Origin of the sequence: Alteromonas sp. MB-3u-76, from assembly GCF_002831605.1 — a bacterium.
Taxonomy (GTDB): domain Bacteria; phylum Pseudomonadota; class Gammaproteobacteria; order Enterobacterales; family Alteromonadaceae; genus Alteromonas; species Alteromonas hispanica.
Map to the genome: position 1 here is coordinate 2681954 of NZ_CP025115.1, position 17649 is coordinate 2699602.

The 17649-nt window shown below is 44.4% G+C and carries 14 protein-coding genes; 9 read left to right on the plus strand and 5 right to left on the minus strand.

Translation table 11 applies throughout. The features are described 5' to 3' along the window. Positions 1 to 11: 11 nt before the first annotated feature. Positions 12 to 857 (minus strand): HDOD domain-containing protein, encoded by an 846-nt coding sequence (locus CW735_RS11910; protein ID WP_071979203.1) that lies wholly within the window; start codon positions 855 to 857, stop codon positions 12 to 14. Positions 858 to 1264: 407 nt separating this feature from the next. Between CW735_RS11910 and CW735_RS11915 the strand changes: the two genes are divergently transcribed. Continuing rightward, on the plus strand, positions 1265 to 2611 hold the full coding sequence (locus CW735_RS11915; protein WP_100972314.1) for a glycosyltransferase: 1347 nt from the start codon (positions 1265 to 1267) through the stop codon (positions 2609 to 2611). A gap of 117 nt (positions 2612 to 2728) precedes the next feature. On the opposite strand, the gene CW735_RS11920 is transcribed toward CW735_RS11915, so the two are convergent. Both CW735_RS11920 and CW735_RS11925 read right to left on the minus strand, forming a co-directional pair. After that, the gene (locus CW735_RS11920; protein ID WP_071979205.1) at positions 2729 to 3136 is read right to left on the minus strand and encodes a SufE family protein; all 408 of its coding nucleotides are present in this window, start codon (positions 3134 to 3136) and stop codon (positions 2729 to 2731) included. Positions 3137 to 3187: 51 nt separating this feature from the next. Further along, entirely contained in the window at positions 3188 to 3586 is a 399-nt protein-coding gene (locus tag CW735_RS11925) for a DUF2750 domain-containing protein (protein ID WP_071979206.1), read from the minus strand. Positions 3587 to 3792: 206 nt separating this feature from the next. Between CW735_RS11925 and CW735_RS11930 the strand changes: the two genes are divergently transcribed. The 5 genes from CW735_RS11930 (at position 3793) to CW735_RS11950 (ending at position 9061) form a co-directional block, all read left to right on the plus strand. Continuing rightward, positions 3793 to 4449, plus strand: coding sequence for a biliverdin-producing heme oxygenase (locus tag CW735_RS11930; protein ID WP_071979207.1), 657 nt, complete (start codon positions 3793 to 3795; stop codon positions 4447 to 4449). Between the two features lie 194 nt (positions 4450 to 4643). Further along, complete coding sequence (xthA, locus tag CW735_RS11935; RefSeq protein WP_071979208.1) at positions 4644 to 5450, plus strand: exodeoxyribonuclease III; 807 nt, start codon at positions 4644 to 4646, stop codon at positions 5448 to 5450. Positions 5451 to 5509: 59 nt separating this feature from the next. Beyond that, on the plus strand, positions 5510 to 6154 hold the full coding sequence (locus CW735_RS11940) for an energy-coupling factor ABC transporter permease (RefSeq protein ID WP_071979209.1): 645 nt from the start codon (positions 5510 to 5512) through the stop codon (positions 6152 to 6154). Positions 6155 to 6442: 288 nt separating this feature from the next. Beyond that, entirely contained in the window at positions 6443 to 7624 is a 1182-nt protein-coding gene (locus CW735_RS11945) for an FIST signal transduction protein (protein WP_100972316.1), read from the plus strand. 9 nt (positions 7625 to 7633) lie between these two features. Then, the gene (locus CW735_RS11950; RefSeq protein ID WP_100972318.1) at positions 7634 to 9061 is read left to right on the plus strand and encodes an ATP-binding protein; all 1428 of its coding nucleotides are present in this window, start codon (positions 7634 to 7636) and stop codon (positions 9059 to 9061) included. A gap of 208 nt (positions 9062 to 9269) precedes the next feature. Here CW735_RS11950 and CW735_RS11955 read toward each other — a convergent pair whose 3' ends face one another. Both CW735_RS11955 and CW735_RS11960 read right to left on the minus strand, forming a co-directional pair. Continuing rightward, entirely contained in the window at positions 9270 to 9833 is a 564-nt protein-coding gene (locus CW735_RS11955) for a phosphoribosyltransferase (protein WP_071979212.1), read from the minus strand. Positions 9834 to 9922: 89 nt separating this feature from the next. Next, positions 9923 to 11368: an FtsX-like permease family protein gene (locus CW735_RS11960; RefSeq protein WP_100972320.1), complete on the minus strand. Its 1446-nt coding sequence runs from the start codon at positions 11366 to 11368 to the stop codon at positions 9923 to 9925. Positions 11369 to 11629: 261 nt separating this feature from the next. Between CW735_RS11960 and CW735_RS11965 the strand changes: the two genes are divergently transcribed. From CW735_RS11965 to CW735_RS11975, 3 genes are all read left to right on the plus strand, one after another. Continuing rightward, on the plus strand, positions 11630 to 12229 hold the full coding sequence (locus tag CW735_RS11965; protein ID WP_100972323.1) for a PilZ domain-containing protein: 600 nt from the start codon (positions 11630 to 11632) through the stop codon (positions 12227 to 12229). A gap of 70 nt (positions 12230 to 12299) precedes the next feature. Further along, positions 12300 to 15803, plus strand: coding sequence for a transcription-repair coupling factor (gene mfd, locus CW735_RS11970; RefSeq protein ID WP_100972325.1), 3504 nt, complete (start codon positions 12300 to 12302; stop codon positions 15801 to 15803). A 1-nt stretch (position 15804) separates the two neighbouring features. Continuing rightward, positions 15805 to 17640 carry a CsiV family protein gene (locus CW735_RS11975; protein ID WP_100972327.1) on the plus strand — a complete coding sequence of 612 codons (1836 nt, stop codon included), beginning with the start codon at positions 15805 to 15807 and terminating at the stop codon, positions 17638 to 17640. The last annotated feature ends 9 nt before the right edge of the window (positions 17641 to 17649 follow it).

Consider the following 17649-nt stretch of genomic DNA (forward strand, 5'->3'; position numbering starts at 1 on the left):
GCTTCGAAGCTTCAATAAAGCATGAAAGCGTTGGGATTAAATAGGGATATAACTGAAATACACTGCAGATTGGTTATATCCAATGCATCTTCCAAATCATCCTTGTTGAGCGATAGTTGCTCATGTAACTCTGGCTTCAAGTTATGGTAACTTGGGTATATTTCGGGGTTTACATTGTCTAGCGACAGCACATAGGAAAGCTGCAAAATCCGATCGTTGTCTGTCGATGTGTCATCTTGGATGTTATGAATATTTGCAATAGGGGTAGCAATTGTTTCTGGGATCCCCCACTTTTGGATGAGCCGCGCTGACACCTGACTGTAGGTGTAGCCTAATACACCAAACTGAAGTTCTGCAGGCGTAACTTGCTCACTAAAATTCAAGCACCGCTGTGCAGCTTCGGGCAACGTAGACACTACCACCAACTCGCCGATATTATGCAACAAGCCAGCGACAAAAAAGCGCTCCGGCTCTTTGGTGTTTCTCATATCTGCGAAATATTTAGCAAGAAGCCCGCAAGACACGCTATGCTCCCAAAATTTATCTAAATCAATAATTTGAGCATCAACTTTGCTAAATGCTTGGCTAACACCATACGCTAGCGCTAGATCGTAGGTTGAACGCGTACCAACAACTTGAATAGCCTTGGTAATGGTTTCTATTCTATTTGGGAAGCGATATAACGCAGAATTGGCAACGCGCAACAGTTGTGCCGCTAACGATGGGTCAAAAGCGATAATTTCGCCTATGTCTTCAATGCTTGACGATTCATCATCCATACAGCGCTTTAGCCGTAATACGGAATCTGGCAATACGAATAAGTCTTCGGCTTTCGAAACTAATTCATCTAAATTCATCTGTGCACTCACTCCAATGCAGCTATGTCGGTGTTGTTCGAGTCGTCCTTCTCTCTTACTTCTAAAGGTATAGGCGCTTTTGTCTCAATGGTCAACCAATGTCGTATAAGCAAAAAGTATAATTTTTACTACTTTCAACAACTTAAAAATACCATACCAACTTAAATAAACGCGAAATGCAAAATATGTGGATACCTTTCACATACTTATCTGTTAACTAGTAACTAGGGCATGGCGTAGTATAACGTTGTCTTATTTGAATTGCTTTTACATCCGTGCAATTTATTCCTGTTTAATAATCAGAAATGTTAAAAAGTGTGAATAAATACAATTCGGCAGCAAAAATATATTCATCGATTGTAGTTTGATATTATCTCGGCTTTTAAATCGTTGGATAAAATCATTCTATGTTAAACGTCGTTATTATCGGCTATGTGTGGCCTGAGCCTAACTCGTCTGCCGCAGGTCAAAATATGCTTTCAATAATTAAGCAAAATCGACAAGCCGGTAATAAAGTAACGTTTCTTACTGCCGCCACAGACAGCGTGCACAAAGCAGATTTAGCGGCACTTGGGGTTAACAGCGAAGCCATTGCACTAAACTGCAGTTCGTTTAACACCCGCATTAGTGAACTCAAACCAGACGTGGTTATATTCGACCGATATATGACAGAAGAGCAGTTCTCTTGGCGAGTAAAAGAGATGTGTCCTAATGCGCTTAGAATATTAAATACAGAAGACCTGCACAGTTTGCGACAAGCGCGACACGACGCTGTAAAAAATACCGGCAATGCTGCTAACGGAAACCTAAACACAGAACTGGCACAGCGTGAAGTTGCGGCCATATTGCGTTCAGATCTTACGCTAATTATTTCTGAGTTCGAAAAAAACTTACTTGAAAACCATTATCGTGTGCCCAGCAAGCAACTTCGGCTGCACCCTCTTATTGTTGAAAATTATGACGAACAACCCGCAGGCTTTGCTAGTCGTCAGCATTTTGTGCATATTGGCAATTTTCGCCATGCCCCCAATTGGGATGCAGTGCTGCAATTAAAGCAGCATATTTGGCCAGCCATTCGCAAAAAGCTTCCTCGCGCAGAGCTTCACATTTATGGCGCATATCTACCCAAAAAAGCATCTCAATTACACAACCTTAGCCAAGGTTTTTTAGTCAAAGGATGGGCTGAAAGCGCTGATGAAGTCATGTCTAGCGCTAAAGTTTTATTAGCGCCCATTCGATTTGGAGCAGGCATTAAAGGAAAATTATTAGACGCCATGAAAGCAGGTACCCCAAGTGTTACAACCTGGGTCGGTGCAGAAGGCATATTAGATACAGAGAGCAAAATAGGTACAAAAAATCTTAAAGATAAAAATACACCAACATGGCCAGGTGCCCTGTGCTTGCCCATTGTCTCAGCCACTAGCACTCATGCTGACAACGGCGAGGGAATAAACGGGAAGATAAAAAGCAATGTGCAAAGCACGATAGACGATATCGCCCACAAAGCTACCCTGCTCTACCAAGATGAAAAAGCGTGGCAAGTGGAAAGCCAAAAAGCACAAGCTCTACTCAAACACTATATTACAAAGACACCCACGATAACGTTACCAAGCCAGATAGCTTGCCTCTGTAATGAGTTAGAAAATCATCGCAAATCACTATTTTTGCAGGGGTTAATGTGGCATCAAAGTCTCAATGCGACAAAGTACATGTCGCAATGGATTGAAGAAAAAAATAAGCAAACAAATAAATAGCCCTAACCCATATTCGAATTAAAGCGGCTGGCTTATCTAGGGCATCTGGAAAGAACAGGTTAAAACAAGCCTAGTGGAGTTAGCAAAAGTCGTAACGCTATTTCATACTCGTTTTGCTTAATAGGCTTTCAGCTTTTCGACAACGGCTTTTATTCCGTTTCCTCTAGATTCGCTCATATAGCGCTGAAGTTGGCATGCCTCTAGATAAGTATCGAAGTCAAAATCTCTACGCTGAGCTTGCTCCATACTATTTGCCTTTTCGAGCAACACCGCAAGCACACCACGAATCACTTTACTGGGAGAAAATGCAAAAAACCGAGCGCCGTTTTCACTTGTGGTTTCAACATAAGCTAGCCATACCGGGCTCTCGCACCCCTTTACCGATGTTGCATCCTGTTTTAACTGCGGCGGCATTGCTGGCAGCGCTTTACCAGCAAGCATCAAGGTGCGAGTAAAGTCTTCCCAACTTTTTGCACGTGAAAGCGTAAGGGCGAGTGGAAGAAGCTCAGAATGCGTTTTCGTCATTAACTCTCTCCAACATAAGCCATTTACTAAAGTATCTTCTAAGATTAAACGCTATAAAAGTGCGTTTAACTCTTCAGCCAACTCAGGCGCTGTCATTACTAAATTCTCTACATCGCTTTGAGTGGGAAACATCACTAATTCCACACCATTTTTTTCTAAGCCAGGGAGCCAGGTCGAAATAAATTCATCGAGGGGTGTGCTAACGCTTGTACCATCTAAACCATTTGTTGTAACAAATGCTGTGGCAAGGTCTGCATGTGGAAAGATAGGTAGCCGAATGACACCATCATCTTCTAGCATTACAAAGCCCTCTGTACCTTGTACTAAACACACTTCTTTCGCTTTGACTACATAGCTAATAACAAGCATTTGTCTTTCTTCTGCTGAAAGTTTCATTGCTTGCTCAATCACAGCGTCAGATAGTTTTTCACTTACGGTTTCTGGAAACACATTAATTCTCGTCTAAAAATTTCGGGGAAGTATACCTGCACCATTTAAGTGTGCAATGGCTATTCTCATTAACACCAAAGTGCAGCTTTGCTTTCCTCGTGATACCATTGGCATAGATATGATTTACGTGATTTTTAGCGCGTCGACCGCCAAAAAGTATACGAAAGCATCTCTTCACTACCATCAAAAGAACGAAGACGAGATATATGCACGATTTATTTTTGGCGCTTAAGCAAGACACCCACGATAAACACACTCAGTTAGAAAACACTGCTCCATTCTCTCTTTTTCACAGCTTGTCTAATTTCAACATCAATACCTACGCAAGTGTACTCAGCGTAATGACCATTTTTCATCGCATTACGGCACAGCATGTTTCAGCCACCGTTAGCGAGACACCCACGCTAACGCCAATTTTTGATATGTTAAACACGAAAAAGGTGGCCAATTCATTAAAGAGAGACACCCACGATATTAGTAAAGCAGCCAACTGCGATGGCAAAAACCCATCTGCAAATCAATCTGATACATTGCAGCACGCTTCTAAACTTACATTTACAAACACGAAGTCAGCCGCAATAGCAGCTTCCTACGTTTGGCTTGGTTCTTCTATGGGCGCGAATATCATTCTCAGACGATTGGCGAAGCATGATGAAAATATTCCTACCTCGTATTACGCCACTATGGCTGATTGCGCGAAAGCATGGGTGTCTTTCAAAAAAGAAGTTGAAGATAAGCTCCCGCAGCTTGGGCTCAACTCACAAGTAGGTATCGACACTATCGTTGATGATGCCAACGCATGGTTTTCGTTATTGATTGAGCTGGGTCAAGCGCATTGCAGTCAAAAAGCAGAAGTTCAATAGCAAACGTATAAATTATCTTAATTATTCCAGGTGTTTTTATAAGATATTATTCACGTCAGTAATGAATAAGCGCAGGAAAGAGATTTAGCAACAACCGTCTGGCTGCATAATTGTGCGAAACAACTTCGTTTGTGAGTTCTGGCAGCAGTTTCTGATATCATAACGCTATTGTTAAATCTGAATAAAAACATTTTATGAAAGTAGTCTCGTTTAATATTAATGGTATCCGTGCCCGTCTTCATCAGCTTCAAGCCCTTATAGACACTCACCAGCCTGACGTCATTGGCCTGCAAGAAATCAAAGTGCACAATGAACAGTTCCCGGTTAAAGCGGTGGAAGAGATGGGTTACCACGTCTTTTTTCACGGTCAAAAAAGCCACTACGGCGTAGCATTTTTAGCTAAAAAAGCGCCAACCTCTGTTGAGATGGGTTTTCCTACCGACGACGAAGATGCACAGCGTCGAATGATCATACTTAAAACGACAAATGATAATGGTGAGCCCGTAACCATCCTGAATGGATATTTTCCACAGGGCGAAAATCAAAAGCACGAAACAAAATACCCTGCCAAGCGAAAGTTTTATCAAGACCTTATGTCGTATTTAAATCAAAGTCACACGCCAGATGAAAACGTGATTGTTATGGGTGATGTAAATATTTCCCACACCGATTTAGACATCGGCATAGGCGAAGAAAACAAAAAGCGCTGGTTACGCACCGGCAAATGTAGCTTTTTGCCTGAAGAAAGAGAGTGGCTAAACACGCTTTTAGATTGGGGATTTGAAGATAGCTATCGCTCTCTTAATCCAGAAAAAAGTGATGAATTTTCGTGGTTCGACTATCGCTCTAAAGGCTTCAACGACAACCGTGGTTTAAGAATTGACTTAATACTTGCCACGCCATCGCTACACAGTAAATTAAGCGATGCGGGCATTGATTACGAGTTAAGAGGCATAGAAAAGCCCTCTGACCATGCGCCTATTTGGGCAACCTATAAATAACATAGCAGTATCGACGTACAACGCGAGCGGCGTAGTCGAGTGAAAACGTAGGAGAAACAGTGAGTACATTGCAAACCTTAGGTCTAGTGGTTTACGGGCTGTTCGTTTTAACATCGCTTAAAACAGTAGATCTTGGTCACTTTGCGAAAACCAAACATCAACAACATTTGGTGTTTGGCACTGCCGCGGCGCTCTTTGTACTTTGGCTGCTAAAAGCCGGTATATTCGAGGGATTAGACGTACACTTTCTGGGCCTCTCTGTACTCACATTGATGTTAGGCTTTCGCTACGCCGTTATTTCATCCTTTATCGCGCTTATAGGGGCGCATTTTATTGGTTACGGCAGCTGGCAGAGCATTGGCATTAGCGGGCTACTTGGCAATGTGCTTCCTATCGCGGTAACGTATTTTTTCTTTATGCTCTCTTTCCATCGCATACCACGACAGCTTTTCGTTTATATTTTCGTGTGCGCATTTTTCCCTGCCGCAATCGGCATTGCGTTAAAAACATTCACATTAGGTGGGTATTATTTTATTGAAGGTGTGTATACATGGGATATTATTTTCTCGAATTACATCGTTCTTATTCCCCTACTGGTGTTTCCAGAGGCTCTTTTAAACGGTATGGCCATAACACTGCTTGTAATTTATCAGCCGACATGGGTCTACACGTTCCACGATAAGTTCTATCTCGACAATAAATGACCCCCGCACCGCCTTATTTGAAGTACCTGTGTAAACGTAATTGCGCCGCTACGATTTCAAAACGACTGTTATTTCACTCTGCCTTCTGCCTTCGCTATTCAGCAAGCTTTGGCTGAACCTCAATATCAACCCTTTAGTCACTTCCTCTGAGCCTTTCAGTATAAATCGATAGGCCAGAGTGCTAAAAACAAATTGATATTTATAACTAATTGTTAATAAGTGTTTAACTTATTTTCTTCTACACTAGAGCTATCAAAACTACTTCTGGTTGTTATGTAGATATACACTATGCTAATACAAACCTATTCATCTGATCAAAGAGAGACCTCTTTAGCCGCTGACGAGCTCACTCGTTCAATCCGTGACGACAAAAATGCCTCGTTGCTGGTTGCCTATACGAATGCACATCACAATCCAGCAGTGATTGCCGCCTCTCTCGCCGAGACAAAAGTCCCATTTTTAATCGCTTCGTCTTGTCTTGGCAGCTTAATATGTAATGACGTCCATGCCAAAGCCGATGCTGGGCTTTCTGTGTTATCCATCACTGATGAAGATGGCGCGTTTGGTGTTGGAAGCGCTGATTGCTCAGAAGTCAGTGCTTTTGACGCCGGCGCCAGTGCCCTTGAAAGTGCGCTTAAAAATGCAGGCAGGCCTTTTGAAAGTCCATCGCTTATATGGTGTGCGTTACCGCCCGGTGAAGAAGAGGATATCTTAAATGGCTTTACCAGCGTTGTCGGTGAGCAGGTGCCCATTTTTGGCGGGTCAGCGGCCGATAATACAGTAGAGGGCAATTGGTTTATTTGCACCCAACAGCACAGCGGTGCAAATTGCGTTGCAGTGGCTGTAATGTATCCTTCGTCACCGCTAGGACTAAGCTATAGCTCTGGATACAAGCCCACCAATACCGAGTTTATTGCCACAAAAGCGAATAACAGACACATATTAGAACTCAATGGCACTGCTGCGAGTGTAGCCTATAACGAGGCCACAAACGGGCTTATTAACAACCAACTGTCTGGAGGTCAAATACTTGGACTTACCTCTACCGCACCATTAGGTCGGCCGGTTCAATTAGAAAATGGCGCATTGAATTACCTGCTGTGTCACCCAGATCAAGTGTGCGAAGACGGTGGCCTGAATGTATTTTCACAGGTGACCGAAGGCGAAGAACTGGTTCTAATGGAAGGCAGCATTGCCAGTTTAACCGCCCGTGCTGAACGCGTGATCAACAATGCGATAATGCTTCTACCGGATGATAGAGAGCCGGCAGGTGTTCTGCTAGTATATTGTGCTGGCTGTCGCCTAACTGTAGGTGACGAAATACACCCTATGCTCGAGTCACTCCAGAAGACCTTTGGGCATTTACCCATTTGCGGCACCTATACCTTTGGTGAGCAGGGGCGATTTTTAGACGGTACAAACAGGCATGGCAACTTGATGATATCAGCAGTAGTTTTTTCTAAATGGTAGTTTTTCTTAATGAGTAAGGATTACGAAAACGTTCTCGAAGACTTAGCCCTTGTCTATCGACTAAAAGAGCAAGCAGAGGCACATAAAAAAGAAAGCGATGCCTTATTAGCGGGTACCCGAGCGCTTCTCACCGCAAGAAACGAGCAAGAGCTGTACACCAAAATGTTTGGTATTTTTCGCAGTTTGTACAGCTACGACGTCTGCTTTGTTTTGGAAAACGATAGCAAAGGGAAAATGCGCTGTACAAACAGCACCCACCCGCAGCTTATAGGCACCCTTTGGGACGTTGATGATACACTGTCTAGGGCAATTAAAAGTTCACCGGTTGCCCTTTTCAACATTAAGCTTCAGCCTACATGGCAAGCGCACTTGCCCCTACTAGAAGCGCCAATCACATCTGCTCTGTACTGCCCTTTCAGAGTGCATCATCAACAGGCTGTAATGGTGTTTGGTCATCAAACGCTGGGGTTCTACACCCAAGAGTACGTTGACATGGCAAACCGCTACCGTACTTTTACGCAACAAATGTCGATGAGTGTTCAGGCCAAATTAATGGCTTTGGAAACAATTAAGCTAAAAGAAGAAAAAGCTCAGGTAGAGAAAAGCCTTATTTCTTCAGAGAAAATGGCCTCTCTCGGCCTTCTGGCAGCGGGCGTAGCACATGAAATTAATAATCCCATTGCGTTTGTTAATAGCAACATGATGTTCATTAAAGAGGTATTGCCCTCGCTCACTAACATGCAAGAGATAGTTGCCGAACTCGCAATGGCTAAGGATGACGAACAACGGGCCCACATTGCTGATAAAGCAAAGCAATGGGTTAGCGGGAATAAAATTGGCCCCATTGTTGATGAAATTGCTGATATTTGCGAAGAGTCGGCTGAAGGGCTCAATCGTGTCACAGAGATTATAACCAGCCTGCGTGCATTTTCTCATAGCTCTGATGTTTCGGATGACGACACTGTTAATATAAACCACTGTATCACCAATGGGTTACGCCTTGTTAACAGTGAAATGAAACACAAGGTCACTATTGAGACAGACTTGGCAGACGTTCCTCTCATTCAGGGCAAAACCGGTAAAATCAATCAGGTTTTAGTTAACTTATTTGTTAATGCGGCCCAAGCTATGGATGAAGGAGGTAAACTCACGGTGCGCTCGTATTGTGATGCCCAGAGCAATGGCTCACATGTTATTGTAAAAGTTAAGGACACAGGCAGCGGCATTGAAAAAAGCAATTTAGAGAAGCTTTTCGACCCCTTCTATACCACAAAACCAACGGGTAAAGGTACAGGACTCGGCCTTTATATCTCTTTTTCTATTATTGACTCTATGGGCGGTAAAATAGAGGTAGATAGCGAGGTGAACGTAGGCACTACCTTTACACTAACGCTTCCGGTAGCAAGTGATGAGAACCGCGCTAATTTAGATGACTAACAGCAAACAAAAAGCCGCGGTGTATAAATTAGCTTAAGTAAGCTTACACAGCGGCCTTTTCGTGGTTAGCGGGGTTAATGCTTAGTTATGTTGAACGTGCTTATCTTGAGCGTAATTATCTTGAGCGTAATTATCTTGAACGTATTATCTTAAACGTGATTATGTTGCATATGTTGAACAACACCAAACCACACCGCAAATAGCACTATTACTTATCGAAAAGAATATCCATAACTTCTGCCAACTCGCCTTTTCCAGCGCGAATTTCTTCTTCAGACAAGCCTGCAATTTCATGCGGAAATACCAACCATTCATCACTTTCGTTAACATAATAGTCTGGTACGATATCTGTGGTGTTATTTTGCGGTTTGTACCAAGGGCACGCTATACGAATATCTTTCGGCATATTTAAACGCATAAGCTTGTTAATTTGCTTAATTAGCGCATCTACGCTGCGACCAGAGTCAAAAACATCGTCAACTATCAAAAGTTTATCGCCAGCATTAGCGTTTTCTACCAGGTAATGTAACCCGTGCACACGGATCTCTTTTGATTGCTGATTAATACCGTAATAAGACGATGTGCGCACCGCTATGTGGTCGGTAGAAGTGTCTTTGAACTCAAAGAATTCCTGCACTGCAATACCTATTGGTGCGCCACCTCGCCAAATTCCTATGATGAAGTCTGGACGGAAGCCGTCTTCATATACCTTAGCGGCCAAGCGAAAGGAGTCCTGAAGTAACGATTGCGAGGTGATAAAATTCTTGTTCATAACGTCTCACTGGGCGAAATTTAAAAGACCGCGAGTATAGTGAACTTCACACCAATTTGCACGGAAAACTCATTAAATCATGCTGTTTATCATTCGTTCTGCAGTGCCTGCGATGGCTGAATTTGCATCGCTTTATACGCAGGGTAAATACTCGCTGCAATGCACAGTAACATTGAAAACAAGGTAATACTCGCAATTTGCGAAATATCCATTTCAATTGGTAAACCGCTGCCGTCTGCAGCAAGAGCAAGAGGAGAATTAACCAGCTCGAGTATGTTATTTAACTGACTAGTAACGAGACACCCAAGTATTAATCCTATTCCCGCGCCTTTTACGCCATTAAACAAGCCGTTTAGTATGAAAATGAGCATAATTGTTTTTGGCGTCATTCCTTGGGTTTGCAATACCGCAATGTCCCCTTGTTTCTCAGACACCACCATCACCAGGGCAGATATAATGTTAAACGCGGCAACGGCAATAATGAGCAACAGCATTAGCATCATCATATTTTTTTCCATTTTTACTGCGTCAAACAAGGGCCCTTGTCTTTCTCGCCAAGTTTTGATGTGTGATGCTCTTACACCAAGCTCTGCTTTTAGGGTATTTACGATGGCAAGGTAATTAAACGCGTCATTTAAAAACAGTCTTACCGACTCGCCCTTGGCTTTGGGGTCGCGCACGAGTCTATTTACATCATCAATATTCATATACAGCACTTTGTCGTCCATCTGCGAACCCATATCGAATATTCCCGAAACAGTCACCAAACGTTGACTAGGCATGCGACCAAACGGAGTGTAAACGCTGGCACCAGCTACCATTACTCGCATTCTGTCGCCCACTCTCACATCGAGTTTAAGTGCCAATGCGCGCCCTACTATTACTCTAAAGCTACCAGACTCTAAATCAGAGAAGCGCCCCTGCTCCATGTTATTCGCCACCATAGTGTGCTGTTTCATGCCCAGGGGCTGGATACCGTGTAGTTGAACTCCCCTCAAATCTTTGCGCGACTGAACAACGGCTTCGGTTTCTCTGTAGGCCATTACGGCAAGAACCTCTTGCATGGGTGTCTTGCTAAGATAGCTATTGATTAGATCTAGCAACGATGGGGTTGAAGTATCAAAAATTTCGCCCTCGTCTGCGACTGGTTGCATGGGTGTCTCTGTTATGGCCTCTTTGACGACTTGTGAACTATTTTGCGTGGGTGTCTCTGAAACGGGGTTTTCGCTTAACGTGGGTGTCTTTGTATTCGACTTTGTATTCGTTTTCGCGGATGTGTGGGCTTTGGTGATGGTTTCCTTGATATCTGACTTGGCATCAGAGGTAATTTCAATATGGGGAACAATGCCTAGAATGCGCTGCTTTAATTGGCCTTCAAGGCCGTTCATAACTGAAACAACAATAATTAGCGCCATTAAACCAAGGGCGATACCGGCTACCGAAAAGCGATTGATAAAAGATACAAAGCTAGTTTGATTCGCTTTTCTCGATTTGGCATAACGATAAGCTATAGATGCTGAAAGAAGATAGGACATAGCGCCTTGTATTTAGAATAAATAGTAAAATCTCTCTCGCCACTGAACACAACACAACTAACACGCAGCTTTTCAAGAAACAGCATAATCTTACTCACAAAACGGCAGAGATTGTCTAAGCTAACAAATGTTCGAGCTTTTTACAGTGCGTATTACCATGTTAAATCAAAAAGCAAGATGACGAGATTCACCCAAAATAGTAAAGTGCGTATACTACGTGTAAGCTACTGGCTGCACAAGAATTAGTGGCAGAGGTATGATGTGAGCACACTTAGTCTAGAAGAAAAAAAAGCCCAATTCGAAGAGTATTTTTCAATCGCTTCGAACATCAATGTTAACATTCGGCCTCTTGCCGAAGGTGAAAGTGTGCCCGCTGAAGATGCAATAGAAGACGCAATGCCTTACGCATTTCGTATCGCCAGCGAAATGGCCACAATTGAAGCGCAAGCAATACGACCTCTTCGCAACCTCGGCGACCATGCTGAATCCCTCGCCGACTTTCTTAATCATCAGTCTAGAAAAATAGACCTTATGATGTCGTTTGTTCTGCACCAGCAAGACGACCCGCAGCAGCGCTACCGCTCGGTAAAATTTGGCGGCGGCGGTGTTGTTGTCGAGTCTGACACATCATTAGAAGTAGGCGCACTTGCCGAGCTAAAATTGTTTTTAGATGCTGAAGCAGCGGCCATATTCTGTTACGGCGAAGTTATTACTTGCGAGCCCGTAGAAGATAGCTACCATATAGCGTTTATTTTTAGTGCCATTCGCGAGCAAGACCAGGAATTACTCGTGCGCGCTAGCCTGCACATTCAAACGCAGCAGCTTAGAAAGCGAGCAAAAGAGAAAAAATCTGGATCCTAAACGGCACCACTAGCAGTACTCATTGCCATCTTACATTGGTATAAATTGTATTAAACAGTTATAGGACGTCATGACAGCCACCTTATTATCACTGCCTCTTCCGGCGCAGAAGAAAGACGCATCGTCTCAGGATCATAAGCAATGGGGGCAATTACAAGGTAGCAGCACCGCGCTTTGTATTAGCCAAGCGCAGGCCCAGTACAAGGGCCCAATAGTGCTTATTACCGCCGACACGCCGTCGGCAATGAAGCTAGAAAAAGAACTCGCGTTTTTTATGGCAAACAGGCCTTCGGCCAAAGACGTCCCTATTACGTTATTTCCTGATTGGGAAACTTTGCCCTACGACTCGTTCTCCCCTCATCAGGATATTGTTTCTCAGCGCCTAGAAACCCTGTTTCGTTTTACTCAGCAAGTAGACGGCATATTTATTGTTCCCGTTAACACGCTAATGCAGCGTCTTGCGCCAACGCATTACCTTGCTAAATATTTGTTGATGCTGAATAAAGGCGACACGCTAGACCGCGACGAATTTAGACGCAACCTAGAGCAAGCAGGATACCTCCACGTCAGTCAGGTAATGAGTCACAGCGAATTTTCAGTTCGCGGTAGTATTATCGATCTTTTCCCTATGGGCAGCGATCAGCCGTTCAGAATAGACCTGTTTGATGATGAAATAGACTCTATTCGATACTTCGATACCGAAACCCAGCGTTCCGGCGATTCGGTAAACAAAATTCGTTTGCTTCCCGCTCGTGAGTTTCCTACCGACAAAGAGGCAATAACGCTATTTCGACAAAATTTCCTAGAAAGGTTTGACGCTAACAATGCCTCAGAGAGTATTTTCTCGCAGGTAAGTAAAGGCACAATGCCAAGTGGCGTAGAGTATTACTTACCGCTATTTTTTGAACAAACCGCAACTTTGTTCGATTATCTTCACCCCAAAAGCTTGTTACTGCTCCACGGCAATGTAAAAGACGCCAGCGAATTTTTCTGGGCCGATGTTAAAGAGCGCTACGAGCAGTACCGTTATAACCTAGCGCGTCCACTGCTGGCTCCTAACGAGCTTTTCTTACCCATCGACGAACTGTTCGGCAATATCAAACAGTGGCCAAGAGCGTCACTTGCAAGCAGGGTGATTGAAGAAAAAGTAGGAAGCTTCAATTTACATTGCGAACAAATAGATGACATTGCGATCAACTCGCAAAAAAAGGTTCCAGCAGAGCGTTTAATTGCCACGGTTAATGAAGCACAGAAACAGGGCGCCAAAATACTGTTTTGTGCAGAAACGCAAGGAAGACGAGAAGGTTTATTAACGGTACTGGCCAAAGCAGGAATAAAGCCTAAAGCCGTTGATACGTTCAACGACTTTCTGTCTAGTCACGATACCATTGGCATTACTGTGGGCATGGTAGAGCATAGCTTTCGCTGGAAGAGTGAAGAAGGCGAACTGCTCTTTATCACTGAAACCGAGCTGCTAGGCCACAAGGTTAGCCAACGACGCCTACGCGACAAACGCACCGCAACCGACGAAAGCGCTATTATCAGAAACTTGGCAGAGCTTTCTATTGGGCAACCTGTAGTGCATTTAGATCATGGTGTAGGTCGCTACCTTGGCCTGCAAACGTTAGATGCTGGCGGTGTAACAACTGAATATCTGTGTATAGAGTATGCTAAGCAGTCGAAACTATATGTGCCTGTTGCGTCGCTGCATTTAATTTCTCGCTATACCGGTGGCGATGCCGATAGCGCACCGGTTAACTCATTAGGCTCAGACGCTTGGTCGAGAGCTAAGCAAAAAGCCGCTGAAAAAGTACGCGACGTCGCTGCCGAACTATTAGATGTATACGCTCGTCGTGCCGCCAAGCCCGGCTTTGCTTATCAAATTAATTGGGATGACTATCAAAAGTTTTCCGACAGTTTTCCTTTTGAAGAAACTCCCGATCAGGCGCAGGCAATTGCCGCAGTTATGCATGACATGGGCAATCCGCTGGCTATGGATCGCCTGGTGTGTGGCGATGTGGGCTTCGGCAAAACCGAAGTCGCAATGCGCGCCGCGTTCTTAGCCGCTAATCACGGCAAGCAGGTGGCAATACTCGTACCCACTACTCTGCTCGCTCAGCAGCACTACGAGAACTTCAAAGATCGCTTTGCCGACTGGCCTTTTGAAATAGAAGTAATGAGCCGATTCGTAAGTGGAAAGGCTCAAAAAGACGTGGTTGAGCGCCTTGGCGAAGGCAAAGTAGACATTGTGGTGGGAACCCACAAACTGCTGTCTAGCGATATAAAATACAAAGATTTGGGCTTGGTAATTATCGACGAAGAGCATCGCTTTGGTGTACGTCAAAAAGAAAAACTCAAATCACTCAGGGCCGATGTAGATATTCTTACCCTTACCGCAACCCCTATTCCGCGCACGCTTAATATGGCGCTTTCTGGCATGCGAGATCTTTCCATTATCGCTACGCCACCTGCTAGGCGCCTGTCTATAAAAACCTTTGTTCAACAGCGTAATAAGGCCACTATACGTGAAGCCATTATGCGTGAAATTTTGCGTGGTGGTCAGGTTTACTTCCTGCATAACGAAGTGGAAAGTATTGCTCGCACTGCAGAAGAAATAGCGGAAATAGTGCCAGAGGCTCGCATTGCCGTTGGCCATGGTCAAATGCGTGAACGCGACTTAGAAGGCGTGATGAGCGACTTTTATCACCAGCGTTATAACGTGTTAGTGTGTACCACTATTATTGAAACTGGTATTGATGTGCCAAGTGCAAATACCATTATTATGGACAGGGCCGATCATTTAGGTTTAGCGCAGCTGCATCAGTTGCGCGGGCGTGTGGGTCGCTCTCACCACCAAGCCTATGCGTATTTGCTAACGCCTCACCCTAAACGCATGACCAAAGACGCCGGCAAGCGTCTAGACGCCATTGCTCAGTTAGAAGATTTAGGCGCTGGATTTGCGCTTGCTACCCACGACTTAGAAATTCGCGGTGCTGGTGAACTATTAGGTGACGACCAATCAGGTCAAATCGCCAGCATCGGTTTTAGTCTTTATATGGACATGCTGGATAAAGCAGTAAACGCGCTTAAAGATGGCAGAGAGCCATCGCTAGACGATGCTATGTCTGGGCACACAGAAGTAGAGCTGCGCATACCGGCCCTTCTGCCTGAAGATTATATTGCCGATGTGAACACCCGTTTATCGCTATACAAACGCTTAGCAAGCTGCACAACGCAAGACGATATCGATGAGTTTCAGGTAGAATGTATTGACCGTTTTGGGCTGTTGCCAGAGCCCGCTAAAAATCTTATTGATGTAGCGGAAATTAAGATAAGGGCGGCGGCCATAGGAATTCTCAAAGTAGACTTGTCAGCGCAAGGCGGTACCATGGAATTTAAAGAAAATACCACGGTTAACCCTGCTTACATTATTAAACAGGTTCAAACTAAACCGAATACCTTTAAATTTGAGGGAAGCCAAAAACTTCGCTTAGTGAAGAAAACCGAAACAGCTAAAGAGCGCATTGCGTTTATTAGCGATATCATTGCCGATTTTGCAAAGGAGTCGCGATAACATGACGTTATTTCGCTGGTGCACACTTACTGCGGTATTGGCCGCAGTTGCTACCACGCCATCTCATGCTAATGAAGACTGGTGGTTTGATGTGGAGGTGGTGGCGTTTAAACGCAACACCGCTCTCACTCAACTTGAAGAACAGTTTAAACTCGCTGATACCTTCGACACGCCAGCCACCGAGGTAGATGTTATCAGCGCTGTGGTTATGCCAGACATTAGCCTGATAAAACAAAATTTGGCCACATGCGATGCCGACGGCCAGCCGCAGAGCGAATTGCCGATTACATGGCCTGAATATCCGGCGTTGACTGTTCCTAAACACGATCAAGACTTCTTGGCGCAGCCAGTTTCTATTGCCCAGAGCGGAAAAAAAGCCCAGAGCGAAACAAAAGCCCAAAGCGAAGAAAGAGCCCTGATAGATAGCACTGCCCAGAGCGACATAACTGCCCAGAGCGGTATAAGTAGCCAGAGCGACACGACTGCCCAGAGTGGTATAAATAACCAGAGCGATGCAGCAACAAGCTCAGAACAAAACCTAGTAGAAAACCCAGCACAAAGCCCAGTAGAGAACGCATTATCTTCCCCTGAGTTAGACTCGCTACAGCCGAACTCTACATTAGCATCTGCAGATATAACGAGTATCGATGATATCGATGGTGTAGCTGCTACAAATTCAGATTACGATTTATCTGCCGCTGAACCAGCACCAACGCCGCAAACAATAGCGTCTTATTGGGCATCATTTTTTGGTGTCGATTCGCTGCCAGCCGTTACTACGCCAGCATTTACCTATTGCGAAATGTCAAAACCTTGGTTGAGCGTAAAAGCACAAGCAAATGGATACCAATGGCAAGAGCACGTAGTAGACAATCGTTTACCAGCCCCTAAACAGTTACCTGTTGTTATAGAAGGTAACGATTGGCCGTTAAGTGCGTCGTCCCATTTACTTTCAAGTGACACACATGAACTAACGTCTATTTCACGACAAATTCGTTCTAACCGAGCCCTAGAGCGACTGCTTCATGTAGCATGGCGTCAGCCGGTGAATTTCGGTAAGAACAATGCGTTTAACGTCCGTCTATTTGGCGGTATCAACTATGCCGATCAGTTTAATGTTGACGGCAATGAAGTAGAGCCGAGTTCAGCGCAAAGTACGTTCATGCTTGATGATAACGCTTCGCAGAATTCTCAAGGCTTTTTACAGAACGAGGCGGCACGAAACGCAGCATCTAACCTTGTATCAAGCTCAGAGCCGAACTTATACTCAGGCTCACCCTCCAGCACGTCAACAAGCGCAGCATCAAGTTCAGCATCTAGCCTTTACAACACCAACAATGATTTTTTTGCTCAGTTAGATGCGAAACTGCAAGCACCCTCACCCATTACGTTTCATGAATTACAGTCATTAAAACGCGAAGACAATGGTGAAGTATCAAGTACTGAAAATGGCAACAACGAACAGACGCCTATATGGGAAATTGACGGTCGCATGAAGGTGTTTTTGAAATACATAAATCGCGTGCCCTATCTGCATATCGACAGCGAATTATTTTATCGTCACCCTGTGCCTGAAACGTTTTTAAGCTCAGGTATTGATACACCTGCCAATGCAGAAGGGAACACACAAGAGACTACACAAGAGAATACGCAAGAGAACGCAGAGCTAACGCCTACTGAACCTCAGCAGTTAGCTTATCAACTTGTGTCAATCCCACTGGCCGAGCAACGCAGGGTGATTAGTGAACAGCTGCATTATTTCGACCATCCATTGTTTGGCTTTATCGTGCAAATTCGCCGATACAAACGCCCCATTGCAGAAGATACACAAGATTAGGAAGCTGGT